Origin of the sequence: Binatus sp. (SeqCode) (assembly GCF_035272065.1) — a bacterium.
Classification (GTDB): Bacteria; Desulfobacterota; Binatia; order Binatales; family Binataceae; genus Binatus.
In genome coordinates this window covers 1-13,029 of record NZ_DATEQZ010000087.1, presented here as the reverse complement: position 1 = coordinate 13,029, position 13,029 = coordinate 1, and the positions used below count along the sequence as shown (strand labels likewise).

The window sequence follows — 13,029 nt, the reverse complement described above, 5'->3', positions numbered from 1 at the left end:
CCCCTTAACGCCTCGGGCGTGCTTTCCAAAAATAGTTGTTGACGCCGTCGGCGGTAAAGAGCCGGCGAAACGTCATTTCGACTTCGTCGCCAATCGCGACCTTGTCGGGCTCGCAGTCGGTCATCTCGCACAGGAACCGGCCGCCACCGTCGAAGTCCAGTACGACGTTAACAGTCGGCGGATTGAGAGAATAGGCGAGGCGATCGATTGCATAGGTCGCGATTTTCGCGGTGCGGTCGGCGAACTGGTACGGCTCCATGAAACCGCGCTTGTGGCATTTCACGCAAACCAGTTGCGGCGGAAGCTGCGGCGTCCCGCAATTGGTGCATCGCGAGCCGATGAACCCGAACTTCCACTTCTCCGAGCGCATCATCGGCGGTCCCGCGGGCCGCTCGGGATCGGGACGGCGCGGCGGCTCGGTCGGCAGAATCTCGCGCCACTTGAGGTAGTTGGCGTACGACACGTCGCCCTTGGATTCGATCATGCGGCCGACAGAATGCACCGGCTTGAAGCCGGCGATCGCGGGCGTGACGCGCAGCACAATCGCGTCGGCGCCGTCGGCGACCGTCGCGACCAGTATCCTGTCGCCCGGCTTCGCGGCCGCCAGCGCCGCTGTGAGCATCAGGCCCGCATGCGCGGCGCCGGTCTGTCCGACGGTCAACGCAAAGGAATCGGAGAATTTCGCGGGATCGATCTTGAGCGCGCGCGCGATTTCATCGGCAGCACGGGCGTTGGGCGCGTCGAGAATCACCTTCGACAGATCGCCCGGCGCGATTTTCGCCTTCTCGAGCACGTTCTTGATGACGGTGCCCAGCATTGGCGAATGCGCCTGCGTGAGCGTGAAGCGTTCTTCCCACGAATGCGCAAAACGCTCGCCCTGCGCGCGCCAAGTGTCGAGCAGCTCGCGCGTGAGCGAGGCGCTCGCCTCGATTTCGGCAATAACGTTCTCCGCACCGAGCACGAACGCGACCGCGCCGTCGCCGGTCGTCTGCTCGGCCTTGCCCTCGGGCGCGGCAAGCCGGCAATCGCCGATCGCGACGAGAGCGCGTTTCGCGCCGCCGCTGACGGCATCGGCGCCTTGCAGCAGCGCCGACATGCCGGCACGGACCGAGCCTGTCATATCCGACGCGCGAATCTCCGCCGGAAGCCGAGCGGCCGCACCGATCACGGCGGCACTGAGTTTCTCTGCGTAAGGCGGCGTCGTGGTCGCGAAGACTAGAGCCTGCACGTCCCCGGGCGGCGCGGCTTTCAGCGCGTCGCGCGCCGCCTCAACCGCCATCGAGACGCTGTCCTCGTCGAAGCTCGCGATTGCGCGCTCGCCCTTGCCGGCGGGCGTACCGAGAACAGCCGCTATCGCCGAGCGCTTGAGGCGCCGATAGGGAACGTATGAACCATAGGAAACAATTCCAGCCATAATCGGCATTAAAGGCCGAGTCGTGCGATGCGGTCAACCGGAATGGCAATCCACTCAATTGAATGCGAAACCCGCCGTGGGTTTCGCGCTTCCTTGGGCAGGGGTGACCCCTGCACCCAATACTAAGAAGAGATGCGGGACTTCGTCCCTGTTAGAACTATTTGTGGTCAGCACTAGTATCTGCGTTGCAGCGGGACGCGCGAGAGGTTGTCGTCGAGTTCGTTCGCGAGGATGATGAAGCGGTGGAAAGACTCGATTTCGCCGAACAGCACCACACGGGTGTCTGCGGGCCATGACGCGACTTCGGCGTAGCCTGAGGCGGAGATTCGGTCGGTATATCGCGTCAGCAATTCGCCGAGCCGCGCCGAATCGCGTTCCTCGGCCCAGGCGAGAGCGCTGCGGCTGGTCGGCGGGCGATACTGCTCGATGTAGTCGAGCCACGACTGCAGGCGCGCGCGCAATTCCGCCTCGAAGGCGTCGCGTGCTGCCTGCGTTTCGGGCGCCAGCGGCGGTATCGGCGTCTGCAGGCGGACCTCGGAGACACTGCCGACGCGATATGCAATCCGCCGCAGCGTCCCGGTCGCATCGACGACCCGGTCCGGATCGATCGCGCAAGCGCGTCCCTCCAGCCGAGCGTCGTCGGCGATGTTCAACAATTCGTTCGCCGTTTTCATGACCTCGCGTTCAGCCGCCTGGATTCGCTCATCCGATGAAGCTGCCGCGCCACCGGGCATCAGGTCGAGGCACGCGCGCAGCAATTTCTTAATCCGCGGCAACTGCGAGTTGGCCGCGTACTCGGGCCATAGAATCAGGAAAACGAGAGCGACGATTGCGATTCCGAGCAGCATCCCCCAGACGCGCCAAAGTGGGGCGTAGATGTCTTCGCTCGGGCTGAGCCCCGCGAAAACCAGGACGAACGAGGTTCCTGCCTGGCGCGCGGCGTAGTTGATGCGATCGCTGCTCTGCGCCGCGTGTCCCGCCACGCTCAGCGCGACGAAACACGCGATCATGTAAGTCAGCACTGTTTCGAAGTTGGGCGTGACGATGATGATCATCGCGAGACCAATCGCGCCGCCGATGACTCCGCCGATCAGGCGCAGCCACATCTTGCGATAGGTCGCGCCGTAGGTCGGCAGCCCCGCGATGACGACGGTCCACAAAATGACGGTGAGATCGCCGCGCTGGGTCGTCAGTCCGACCACGTACGCGAGCGCGATCGCGACTCCCAGCTTGGTCGCATACTTTGTCGCATCGGGATCGAGTGGGAACAGTTTCGATGCGATCGTTTGCGGCGGCGCTTTTGTGACAGGCGTCGGCGTGTCGTCGGGGCTCAGCTCGAGCAGGCGCGCAATCCCCCGAAGCCCAAGCATAAAGCTGCCCATCACGTTTATCTCGGCCGCTTGCGCTTCCGGACGACTCAGAATTGCGAGTTCGTCGCGCCGCGCGTCCAGGGCTTTGAACGCGGCTGCGACTTCGGTGGCAGATTCGGCCATCGGCGACGACGGACCGTGGACGATACCGCCGGCGATGTAATCGTCGAGACGCGCCAATGAACGATCGAGCGCATCGGCGACGGCTTCGAGCTGCGGCTTGAACAGGTCGCGGAAGACTCGCGGCGTACGTTCGCCAACGACGAACGTCAGTCGTGCGAGCTCGACATAGATGCGCTCTATAGTTGTAACGAAGGCGAGCAGGACTGCATCGCGATGCGGGTCGGAACGTTCCGACTCGGCGCGGCTGAGCAGATTCAGATGAGCAGGCAGGTGCGAAATCAGAGGTGCAGCGGGGACGGCAGATGCGTCGTCGGAATCGAGGAAAACATGAACAACGTTCCTCAACCTCGTGCGCGTGCGTTCGAGACACTCTCGCAACGATTCCAGCAGCGCGGCCTCGGCAGGCTCGGGCCATAACACGGTGTCGAACAGCGTCATTAAAAGGAAGGCGACAGTGACGCCGCCGAAGGTGTAGGCAAGCCCCCAGCCGAAATCGTTGGGCGCGAACACCACGACGTAAAATGTGCCGAGAAAAGTGATTTGCACCATCAGCCACACCGCTCCGAGCTGGAGGCGGCTGACCAGGTACGCGTACGCCGCGGTCTCGAGCGCAAAAAAGGAGAGCATCAGCCACGGCGCTTCCGCCAGGATGCCGGCGAGCGGGTGCGACAGCGCGAGCGCCACACCTTCGACGAGGATAAGGAGCGCGCACATCAGCGGCCGGATCATCGGCGCGCCGGCCGACGTGAGGTTGTAGAGAACGTACGCGCCCAGGATGCTGTCGATTTGCATCGCGGCCATCAGGCCCATACCCACGGCGCATTCGAGCCCGATTCTGACGGCTATCCGGACACGACGCGGGGTTGGCGAGAATTCCTCACCCAGCAGGCGGATCAGTCGATTCCGACGGCCGGCGGATCTGCGGCGGATGGCTGCTCCGAGTGTCGCGAGCCGGCGCTCGAACCCAAGGCGCGGTGGCGTCGCAGCGGACATGTTCAGTGAATGCTCTGCGCGCCAGAATCCTGATCGCGATAACCCTGGATCGTCACGACCGCGGTGTTGCCCATCCTGAACGGGAACCTCGGGTCGCGGTCCTCGAGCACGATGCGCACCGGGAAGCGCTGCGAGAGCCGCACCCAGTTGAGCGTAGCCTCAGTTTGCGGCAGCCCATCGACGGTAGCGCCGTTCTGCTGATACAGCGCCCATCCCACGCCTTGCACGCGGCCGCGAAAGCGCTTGTTGGGATAGGCGAGGATGAAAACCTCGGCGGTCATGCCGGGCTGGATGTGCGAGAGAAAGGTCTCGCGGAAGTTCGCTATCACATACCACTTCCGATCGTCGATCAGGCTGACGACTTGCCGGCCTTCGTTGGCGTACTGGCCCTCCGCAATATTGAGATTGGTGACCCAGCCGTTGTACGGCGCGCGCACGTAGCAGTAACCGACGTTGAGTTTCGCGTCGTACACCGCGGCCTCCGCGGCTTTGCGCAGCGCGTTGATATCGCCGTACTGGCCGAGCTGGTTCTGCGCCTTGCTGACGTCGGAATGTGCGGCCTGGACGGCGGCCTCCGCGGCGCTTACGCGCGAGCGCGCGTTGAAGACGTCGTTGGCGGTGACGAAGTGCTTGGAAAGCAGCGGCTCGATGCGATTGAGATACTGCTTGGCGTACGCGGCGTCGGCTTCGAGCCGTACTTGATCCGACTTCGCGGTGCGGATCGCATCCTCTAGCGCCTTGATATTCAGCTCCGTCAATTGAAGCTTGGCGACCGCGGCATCGAGCGCTGCCTGATACGGCCGCGGATCAACTATGAACAGCAAGTCGCCCTGCTTGACGTACTGATTATCGACGATCGGCAGTTCGGTGATAGGCCCGGTCACGTGCGGCGCGATTCCGACCGAGTTGGCGCGAACGTAAGCGTCGTCGGTGCGCGGATAGAGATAGTAGAGGCGCGCGACGTAGAGACCGACGATGATCGTCGCGATTACGATCGCGGCGCTTAGGACGTGGCCGGCGAAGCGCAAGGTCATCGATGATTCGGTCTCGATCCTGGTCGCGGTGTTCATCAGATTCGATTGAAGAAGATGAGCCAGACGATGCATCCCATGAGGATCGTGAGGCTCGAATACACAATTGGCAGCGGCCACAGGTAGCTCTCGACGCGCGTCACGACGAAGATTGGCCGAATCAGGGCGGTTAGGGTCGCGCCGCAAATTGCGCAGAACAGCCAGCTCGGGAAATTTGCGCCCGCGATGTTGACGACGGGATCGCATCCGGCGAGCAGGAGTGCCGCGGCGATCGGCAGCGCGAGTCTACTTGCGGCAGTAGGCGAGAATCGCATTCGGGGAAGATTGTACGCGCCGGATTGTGCAAACGCACGTTGCGGGATTCAATGTCCGAAAGCGTAGCCAACGTTGGGGGACGTTCTATGAAATTTGATTTCGAAATGCGGTGCGCGGCGCGGAAGTTAGTCCTCGCCGCAATCGGCCTCGCACTATGCGCGGGAGGATGCACTTATTTTGCCGAGCAGCCCGAAGTGTATCCGGATAAATTCGCGCCGGCGGATTCGGATCGTGCGTGGACACCAAGGTCCGGCGCGGCGAACGAATTCGTGATACCGATGCAGGAGCGGCCAGCAAGTACGATTCCAGAGCCGCGCGTAACAGCGGCCGGCAACAAATACGATCTGCCGGCGCTGATCGACATCGCGCTCAGCAACAATCCCGACACCCGGCAGACGTGGGATCAAGCTCGCGCCGCGGCGGCCGCTTACGGAGTCTCGCGCGCGCCGTTCTATCCGGTCGTCGGCGCGCAGGTCCCAGGTGGCTACGAGCGCGAAATTTTTCAGCTTCCCGGTCAAAACGCCGTGCTCAAGCAGTGGCAGGTAACGCCAATGCTCGCGTTCACCTACACACTTCTCGACTTCGGCCGCCGCGACGCCGGCGCAGCCTCCGCGCGCGCGCAACTGGCGGCCGCGAACTTCTCGTTCAACCGCAAGCTGCAAGACGTAGTGTTCGCGACGCAGCGCTCGTTCTATGCAATCGGTGCCGCGAAGGCCGCCGTGCAGGCCGCAGAGCAAAACGTGGAGCTTGCGAAGACCGACGATGAGGCCGTCAGCCGACGCGTCGATCTCGGGTTGGCCACTCAACCCGAGCTGCTGCTGTCGCGCCAACGCGTCGCGCAGTCGCAGTACGATCTCGCCAGCGCGCATCTGCTGGTGCGCGAAGCGCAGGCGAGCATGGCCGTCGCGCTGGGCGTTGCCGCCAACACTCCACTCGACGTGCCGAATCTCGACACTCTGCCGATTCCCGCCAGCCTTGGCAGCGAAGTGGATCAACTCATCGAAACCGCAGTGCGTAGCCGTCCCGATCTCGCGGCCCAGGTCGCCACGCTCGACGCGCGCCGCGCCGACGTCGCACGCACCAAGGCTGCCTTCTATCCAACGGTCGGAGTAATGGGCAACTACGGCGAGCAGTCCTGGAATTACCGGTACGACGGCACGCCGACGGTCACCGACAACCAGCCGCAATACGCTGCGCTGCTGACGATCAACTGGGACCTTTTCACCGGTTTCAAGCGCCTCAACGACATGCGCCAGGCCGAGGCTGATCGCGACGCCGCCGGCGCACAGCTCAAGTCGCTCGAGGTCGATGCGATAAGCTCCGTGTGGCGCGCGTACTACGAATTCCAAACCGCGCTCAGCCGCTACGACTATGCCAAGGCTCTGCTGGCCGCGTCGCAGGAGTCCTACGACGCCAACCTCGACACGTACCGGCAGGGGCTCAGCACGATCGTCGAGCTGCTCACCGCCGATCGCGATCTCGCCAACGCGCGCTACACGATCGTCCAAAGCCGCGCGGACTTGCTAACGTCGTCAGCCGCCGCCGCGTACGCCGTGGGAGCCATCGAGATGCCGCTGCGTCCGTAACGCGTTCGTAACAGTAGCCGCAGTTTCGACGACGTGAATCGCCTGCATGCAGTCGCGCGGCTGCTTCGATGGACTCTGCGCAAACAGCGGGGTTTTCGCGCATCGCGGCAAACGTTTTGCGAATCGCAAATGGGAAAGACTGCGCCAATCGAAAATAGTTGAATAAAATAGGGACTTCGGTCATTGGCACCAGCCTTGCTCTACCTCCTGCTGACGACGAACTCTAACGGGAGGCAAAGAAAATGGCTGCTACCACAATCAATCAGAGGCTCGCAGGCTTTCAGCAGGTGAAGGAGCAGACCGAGACTGTCGCCGCCGATCGCATCGCGCAAAACAGTCTGCTCAGCGAATTGCCCGGTGTCGCGTTCGCGTTCCTCACCTTGGCGTACATCGTTCTCTCGTTCGTGAGCCTGTAATCGACGCATCGCATACCACGCACGGGAAGGACCCGATCCAGCGAATCGAATTCGACTTCGATCGGCCTCCGGGAGCGTTCCTGAGTTACTTCCTCAACAGATGCGCGCGTCGCGCCACCAACGCATGAGCGATTCGCAAGTGCGGCTCGGCGAGCCAAAGGACAATCGACCTGAAATCGCGCGCTGTTAGAAATCGACCGTAAGGCCCGCACACGCGCAAGTGAGTTTAGTATGATGGAAATTTTATCATTGCTGGCAGGACTGGCTATAGCGATTGTGATAATCGCGCGCCCGGCCAAACCATATTTCAAAAGACCAGGCGTCGAACGGTAACCGGTCTGCGATGCCCGCGGCGGAACCGCCGCGAGTGAGTTCCCCATTTGCGGGGCGGGAGCGCGAAACGTAGCGCGACTCCGCCCCGCACTCGTTTTTCCTCTCGCCGCATTCTAGACTTGCGCGGCTGCCCGAGAGGTAAACGAGATGAAGCGACTCACATTTATTCTGATTGCGTTCGCGTGCTCGATTGCGCCGATGCATTTCGCGCAGGCCGAGTCAGCTTGTCCGGCGACTATAGCGGTCGAACAGAAGGCATCGGCACCGGCGCCGGATTGGACAGTTACCTACTCCGGTTACCAGACTGCAATTGTGGGTGTCACGATCTTCGACGGTCCTCCGGCAGAGCAGGCCTCGCTCGTGCCCGACAACGAAAAGACGAGCGGCGACAACATCATCCAGACCTGGCAGCTGGCGAAGAGCGCTCGCGGCTACTGGCTGCAGTGCAACTACGCGAACACCACCGCGCAGATCTCCCGCCGCTTGCCGGCGGAGGTCACGCGATGCGACGTCATCTACGATCACAACCTGCGCTTCGGCGGCGGCGGTAATGTAGTCAAGAGTGTGAACTGCAAATAGTCAGTCATCGATGTGCCCGACGATCTGACTATCAATTCAATAGCATATTACGTTGCATGCGCTACTCTCGCTCATGTACTACTGAGTAGTTTCCAATATAGCTTCCTTCCGACTACTGCCTAATCTTTCAGTCAAAGAGTGATAGTCCGTTCGTGGCTCGTGAGAGTCAAGACGGAATGTTGTGCGGCCGCATCGAATTCCGGCGTCTGCGGGAACCATCCGCATCCACCATCTGTTAGCCCCAGGAGCTAGCCTAAATTTTTGTCGCTGGTTTTCAATACGGAGGAAAGGAAATGAACCGCAAAATACGAAGATTGCTGGGCGCATCCGTTATTGCGCTCGCCACGACGGCGAGCGCATTGGCGCAGATGTCGCCGATAAACATGAGCAAGACGCCCTCTTACACTCAGACCAACCTCGTCACCTCGATGAAGAGTCTGAAGGCGAAAGTCCACGACGCAAACCTGCTCAATCCCTGGGGGCTGGTACAGGGACCGACGCCGTTCTGGATTTCCGACAACAACGCCGGCGTATCGACACTGTACGACGGCAAGGGAAAAATGTTTACGGTCGATGTTGGCAAAAGGAAGGTGCCCTTCGTCGTAACGATCCCGCCGCCTGGCAGCGCCACTGCTTCCGCAACGCCGTCCGGGATCGTTTTCAACGGGACGACCGCCGATTTCGGCGGCGACCTTTTTATATTTTCCGCCGAGGACGGGACGATCTCGGGATGGCAAGAGACCGATGGCACCGGCGCCGTACTCCACGTGGATAACTCCGCGGTGCCCACTGCGGATACCGGCGCGGTGTATAAAGGCCTCGCCATCGCCACGCTCAACGGGCATCAGTTCATCTACGCGACGAATTTCCGATCGGGCAAAGTGGACGTCTTCGATGGCGCCTACAATCCAGCGTCGCTGACCGGGACCTTTACCGATCCCAGCCCGATCGCCGGCTTTGCGCCGTTTGGAATCACGCTCCTCGGCGGCAATCTGTGGGTCTCATATGCGATGCAGGATGCGGCCAAGCATGATCCGGTGCATCAGGTGGGCGCCGGCTACATCGATATCTTCTCGACCGACGGAGTATTCATGGAGCGTTTAGCGACCGGCGGCAACCTCAACGCGCCGTGGGGGATGGTGTTGACGCCGTCGACCTTCGGTCCGCTGGGCGGCGACTATTGGATTGGAAACTTCGGCGATGGAAATATCAATGCGTTCAACTCCATGGGCACTCCAGTTGGCCAGCCGACTGACAAACATGGCAAGCCGCTGAACGTCGACGGACTGTGGGCGCTGGTTTTCGGCAACGGCTCCAACAATGCGAGCACCACGTCGCTGTACTTCACTGCCGGCCCGAATATGGAGAGCGAGGGAATCTTCGGCAAGTTCGACGTCACGACGAAGAAGTCTGGTATGGGAGGAGGAACAGGGCCTTACAACCTCATGCCCGGAATGATGTAGCTACGCGCCGGCCGCGCCCCGACTTCTGGTTAACAGCTAGCGGTCGGCGCGCCCGGCCTTGTCGGGAAATGCGCCGAGCTCGACTGCCTTGGCGAATATCGCCGAGATCGGCGCGTCGGGCACTTCGGGCAAATCGCCCGCCGCTCGCGGCCATGCGATCGGCGTCACGGGGCTGTCGATCGGTGCTCCGATCTCAATGTGATAGCGCTCGACGGAGTCGTGCGGGAAATTATTCTTGCGCGTGGAGCCGTCGCGGAAAAAAATCATCGTGTGCACACGCCGCGTCCGCGACCCGAGGTTCGGCTTTGCCATGTGCACCGTCAGCCCGTGATGGAACGCGACTCCGCCGCGCGGCACCTCGACCCACACCGGCGGCGTGTCTTTGATCTGCGGCATCTTCAGAATTTCGAGCGCGTCTTCAGGCTTGAAGATGTTCACGAACTCCTGCAGTCCGACCGCGTGCGAGCCCGGCACGTAGCCCATGCATCCGGTCGCGTGCGTCGAGCCGTCGAACGGGATCCATGCGGTGATGGTGTCGGTCTCGACCATCGGCCAGTAAGGCTGATCCTGATGCGGATCGGTCAGCCGCCCGCCCGCCTCCTTGTAAAGCGCCTGATCGTGCCACAGCCGCAGCGTGTCGACGCCAAGCAGGCGCGCCGCCGTCTCGCACACAATCGGATGAAACGTGAGCGGCCGAACGGCAGGCGTGTCTTCCCACAGATTGATGCATTGAATGAACGACTATTCGTAGGGCGTCTTCTCGCCCAGCTTGCGATTGTCGAAGCGCTTGCGCCGCGCCACCGCTTCATCGACCGCGGCGCCGTAGCGCTCGAGGTCGTCCGCGGCGAGCAAGTCGGGCACCATGACGAAGCCGTCACGCCGGAACTGAGCGGCATACGGTGCGATTTTGTCGGCAAGAGTCGTCACGGTTCCTTCTTACAACACGCGATGTGCGCCGGCAATTCTCAGAACTCAGCCTTGAACGCGACGCGGTCGGCGCCCGCGTACGATAGCCGCTTGGGCCGCACGCGCATCATGCGCAGCGTCGGGTACCTGAAGAACGGCGCCTCGAAGGGGCTCTTCTTCAGGAATATTTCCTTTAGCGGTTCCCATTCGGCGCCGTCGCGCGCGATTTCGCTGGCAATTCCCTGGATCAACACGCGCGAGATCTCGAACGTCTCGACCTTGCCCTTTTCGCGCGCGTCCAGGTACACGGTGACGTACGGATGTCTGAGCAGATTTTGAAACTTCTCGGTGGCGTCATTCATGATGAACAACAGATCGAACTCCGGCGTCTCCGCAAACGCCTGCATCGTCGCCGTCGGCCACTGCTCGCCCTGGGTGACGAGGATCGCGACCCGGACCTCAGCCAGCAGCGCGGCAAGTCTCTCTTTCTGTGCAGCTTCCACAGGTGACTCCTTGGCAAAGTTCTAGCGCGACAGAAAACTCTAAGCATCGTCACCGCGATCGAAGCAAACGGCCGATTGACACTCCGCCAATTGTCGTGGCACCGTCGCTGATCGGCAGGAACCCGTCGCGATGAAATTCGACAACCGCGGCCTCGCAGTCGCCACCGAGTCCGACGGCGCCATTCACGCCATCGACCACTACGCTCACGAACTGCTTGCGCTCGGTACGCACGCCGCCGCGGTTCAGGTCGCCGCTGACGCATATCCGGACTGCGCGATGCTGCAGGCCTGCTGTGCATCGACTTTTCTCTATTCGCAAACGACAGCCGGCGCCAAACAGGCGGCGCCATTCCTCGCGCGCGCGGAGACTCGGCTCGCCGATCTGACAGAGCGCGAGCAGGTGTTCATCAATGCGGTGAAAGCCGGATGCGCCGGCGATTTCGAAAGCGCGCTCGCTCTCTACGAACAGATCGCCGACCGCTGGCCGCGCGACATGGTCGCGGCGAAGCTTGCCGAGTTCCACTTTTTCGAGACCGGCCTCGCCGCGCGCCAGCTCGAAGTGATGCGCAAGGCGGCGGCGGCAAATCCGGACGTAGGCCACGTGCTGGCGATGCACGCCTTCGCACTTGAACTCAACGCGGAGCGCGAGCGCGCCGACGAAGTGGCCAGGGCCGCGCTCGCGCTCGATCCAAACACGATGTGGGCGCAGCATTGCCGCGCGCACGTTTTCGCCGGACAGTCGCGTATCGGCGAGGGTATTGCCGCGATGGAGCAATACGCGCCGTCATGGCAGAAATTCAGCCATTACACAGTCGCGCACAACTGGTTCCATCTGGCTACTCTGTATTTGAGCGAACTGAGATTTGACGACGCTCGCAATGCATATCGAAAGTATATCTGGGGATACTCACCCGACGCCGTCGTTGAACATACCGATTCCATACTGTTGCTATGGTACCTCGAGCTAGCCGGCGGAAAAGTTGACGCCGAGTGGTGCGCGATCGCGCCGCATATCCGTGCCAACGCGCACGATACTCTGTTCCCGTTCCTCAACTGCATCTACCTGTACGCGCTCACCCGAGCGGGCGAGACCACAGAGGCGGCAAGCGCGCTCGCCGGCATGGAGCGCCACGCTGAAAAACAAACCGGCGGATTGGCGCATGTCTGGAACGAGGTCGGGGTGCCGCTTGCGCGCGGATGCGTCGCCTACGCGGCGGGCGACTATGATCGCGCCGCCGGGCTCCTGCAGCCAATCCTGGCCGATGTGCCATGCGTCGGCGGAAGCGACGAACAGCGCGGCGTCTTTGCCGAGTCACATCTCCTTTCGCTGATTAGAGGTGGACGCAAGGTCGAGGCGCGAGCCGCCCTCAGCGAACATATCGCAGGCCGGCCGGAGACCGCGCTCGATCGCCACTGGGCGGACTCGATCTAGCGCGGCGTTGGTTCCGGCAATGTACATAGCTCGAAAAGCAATCGCCGCCGCCATCGCGACGGCATGGCTGACCTTCATCGCATGGCCGTCGTTAGCTGGCGGAGCGCGTAGCTCAAGTGCCCGCGCGTTTGACGCCTCCGCGGCTCCAGACTCCGCGCTTGACGCGATGGCGCAACAGAAGTTCGGCGCCTCGCTCAACGCTGCCGAACGAAAACTCCTGCACGCCGCACCGTTGCGCGACGTGCCGTGGTTCGGCCCCAACGACGATCCCGACAACGCCGCCAACAACCCCGCGAACGGCGAGAATTGGGGCGCCGACCGCACCGTGCGCGCCGAATTGGTCGTATGGCTTCTCAGCGACCCCAATGCGTCGCGATTCGTGCATCCCAGCGGACTCGCACTGGCGGGCGCGCGGATTGCGGGAGGCCTGGACCTCTCCTACGCCACCGTCGACAAGCAGGTGACGCTCATCCGCTGCTACGTACCCGAAGGAATCAATCTGTTATCCGCCCATCTGCAGGACATCAGCGTGCGGCGCTCGCGCACCGGCGCGGTGTTCGGCAAC

The 13,029-nt window shown here is 62.2% G+C and carries 12 protein-coding genes and 1 pseudogene; 6 read left to right on the top strand and 7 right to left on the bottom strand.

The features are described from left to right. Positions 1 to 4: 4 nt before the first annotated feature. From VJX68_RS15675 to VJX68_RS15660, 4 genes are all read right to left on the bottom strand, one after another. Positions 5 to 1,423, bottom strand: coding sequence for a 3-oxoacyl-[acyl-carrier-protein] synthase III C-terminal domain-containing protein (locus VJX68_RS15675; RefSeq protein WP_324096651.1), 1,419 nt, complete (start codon positions 1,421 to 1,423; stop codon positions 5 to 7). Positions 1,424 to 1,587: 164 nt separating this feature from the next. Then, positions 1,588 to 3,900: an FUSC family protein gene (locus tag VJX68_RS15670; RefSeq protein WP_324096650.1), complete on the bottom strand. Its 2,313-nt coding sequence runs from the start codon at positions 3,898 to 3,900 to the stop codon at positions 1,588 to 1,590. Between the two features lie 2 nt (positions 3,901 to 3,902). Continuing rightward, positions 3,903 to 4,970, bottom strand: a complete 1,068-nt coding sequence (locus VJX68_RS15665; protein ID WP_324096649.1) for an efflux RND transporter periplasmic adaptor subunit — start codon at positions 4,968 to 4,970, stop codon at positions 3,903 to 3,905. Next, complete coding sequence (locus VJX68_RS15660; RefSeq protein ID WP_324096648.1) at positions 4,970 to 5,245, bottom strand: YtcA family lipoprotein; 276 nt, start codon at positions 5,243 to 5,245, stop codon at positions 4,970 to 4,972. Before VJX68_RS15660 ends, VJX68_RS15665 begins: the two co-directional genes overlap by 1 nt. A 105-nt stretch (positions 5,246 to 5,350) precedes the next feature. Here VJX68_RS15660 and VJX68_RS15655 point away from each other — a divergent pair, with 105 nt between their 5' ends. The 4 genes from VJX68_RS15655 (at position 5,351) to VJX68_RS15640 (ending at position 9,623) form a co-directional block, all read left to right on the top strand. After that, positions 5,351 to 6,832, top strand: a complete 1,482-nt coding sequence (locus VJX68_RS15655) for a TolC family protein (RefSeq protein ID WP_324096647.1) — start codon at positions 5,351 to 5,353, stop codon at positions 6,830 to 6,832. Positions 6,833 to 7,074: 242 nt separating this feature from the next. After that, positions 7,075 to 7,248 (top strand): hypothetical protein, encoded by a 174-nt coding sequence (locus VJX68_RS15650; protein ID WP_324096646.1) that lies wholly within the window; start codon positions 7,075 to 7,077, stop codon positions 7,246 to 7,248. 480 nt (positions 7,249 to 7,728) lie between these two features. Further along, positions 7,729 to 8,160: an STY0301 family protein gene (locus VJX68_RS15645; RefSeq protein ID WP_324096645.1), complete on the top strand. Its 432-nt coding sequence runs from the start codon at positions 7,729 to 7,731 to the stop codon at positions 8,158 to 8,160. Between the two features lie 293 nt (positions 8,161 to 8,453). Then, positions 8,454 to 9,623, top strand: a complete 1,170-nt coding sequence (locus VJX68_RS15640) for a TIGR03118 family protein (RefSeq protein ID WP_324096644.1) — start codon at positions 8,454 to 8,456, stop codon at positions 9,621 to 9,623. Positions 9,624 to 9,659: 36 nt separating this feature from the next. On the opposite strand, the gene VJX68_RS15635 is transcribed toward VJX68_RS15640, so the two are convergent. From VJX68_RS15635 to VJX68_RS15625, 3 genes are read right to left on the bottom strand one after another with little or no spacing between them, the layout of a single operon-like run. After that, on the bottom strand, positions 9,660 to 10,343 hold the full coding sequence (locus VJX68_RS15635) for a phytanoyl-CoA dioxygenase family protein (protein ID WP_324096670.1): 684 nt from the start codon (positions 10,341 to 10,343) through the stop codon (positions 9,660 to 9,662). Positions 10,344 to 10,364: 21 nt separating this feature from the next. Further along, complete coding sequence (locus tag VJX68_RS15630; protein WP_324096643.1) at positions 10,365 to 10,550, bottom strand: hypothetical protein; 186 nt, start codon at positions 10,548 to 10,550, stop codon at positions 10,365 to 10,367. A gap of 38 nt (positions 10,551 to 10,588) precedes the next feature. Next, on the bottom strand, positions 10,589 to 11,032 hold the full coding sequence (locus VJX68_RS15625) for a pyridoxamine 5'-phosphate oxidase family protein (protein WP_324096642.1): 444 nt from the start codon (positions 11,030 to 11,032) through the stop codon (positions 10,589 to 10,591). A 130-nt stretch (positions 11,033 to 11,162) separates the two neighbouring features. Here VJX68_RS15625 and VJX68_RS15620 point away from each other — a divergent pair, with 130 nt between their 5' ends. Continuing rightward, positions 11,163 to 12,464, top strand: a complete 1,302-nt coding sequence (locus tag VJX68_RS15620) for a tetratricopeptide repeat protein (RefSeq protein ID WP_324096641.1) — start codon at positions 11,163 to 11,165, stop codon at positions 12,462 to 12,464. 19 nt (positions 12,465 to 12,483) lie between these two features. Continuing rightward, positions 12,484 to 13,029, top strand: a pseudogene (locus VJX68_RS15615) (hypothetical protein); the annotation flags it as partial.

What these genes read in the sequence shown, in the direction of transcription:
- VJX68_RS15640 (WP_324096644.1), top strand. Translation starts at nt 8,454, where the DNA reads ATGAACCGCAAAATACGAAGATTGCTGGGCGCATCCGTTATTGCGCTC.
- VJX68_RS15660 (WP_324096648.1), bottom strand. Translation starts at nt 5,245, where the DNA reads ATGCGATTCTCGCCTACTGCCGCAAGTAGACTCGCGCTGCCGATCGCC.
- VJX68_RS15655 (WP_324096647.1), top strand. Translation starts at nt 5,351, where the DNA reads ATGCGGTGCGCGGCGCGGAAGTTAGTCCTCGCCGCAATCGGCCTCGCA.
- VJX68_RS15645 (WP_324096645.1), top strand. Translation starts at nt 7,729, where the DNA reads ATGAAGCGACTCACATTTATTCTGATTGCGTTCGCGTGCTCGATTGCG.
- VJX68_RS15620 (WP_324096641.1), top strand. Translation starts at nt 11,163, where the DNA reads ATGAAATTCGACAACCGCGGCCTCGCAGTCGCCACCGAGTCCGACGGC.
- VJX68_RS15665 (WP_324096649.1), bottom strand. Translation starts at nt 4,970, where the DNA reads ATGAACACCGCGACCAGGATCGAGACCGAATCATCGATGACCTTGCGC.
- VJX68_RS15675 (WP_324096651.1), bottom strand. Translation starts at nt 1,423, where the DNA reads ATGCCGATTATGGCTGGAATTGTTTCCTATGGTTCATACGTTCCCTAT.
- VJX68_RS15650 (WP_324096646.1), top strand. Translation starts at nt 7,075, where the DNA reads ATGGCTGCTACCACAATCAATCAGAGGCTCGCAGGCTTTCAGCAGGTG.
- VJX68_RS15670 (WP_324096650.1), bottom strand. Translation starts at nt 3,900, where the DNA reads ATGTCCGCTGCGACGCCACCGCGCCTTGGGTTCGAGCGCCGGCTCGCG.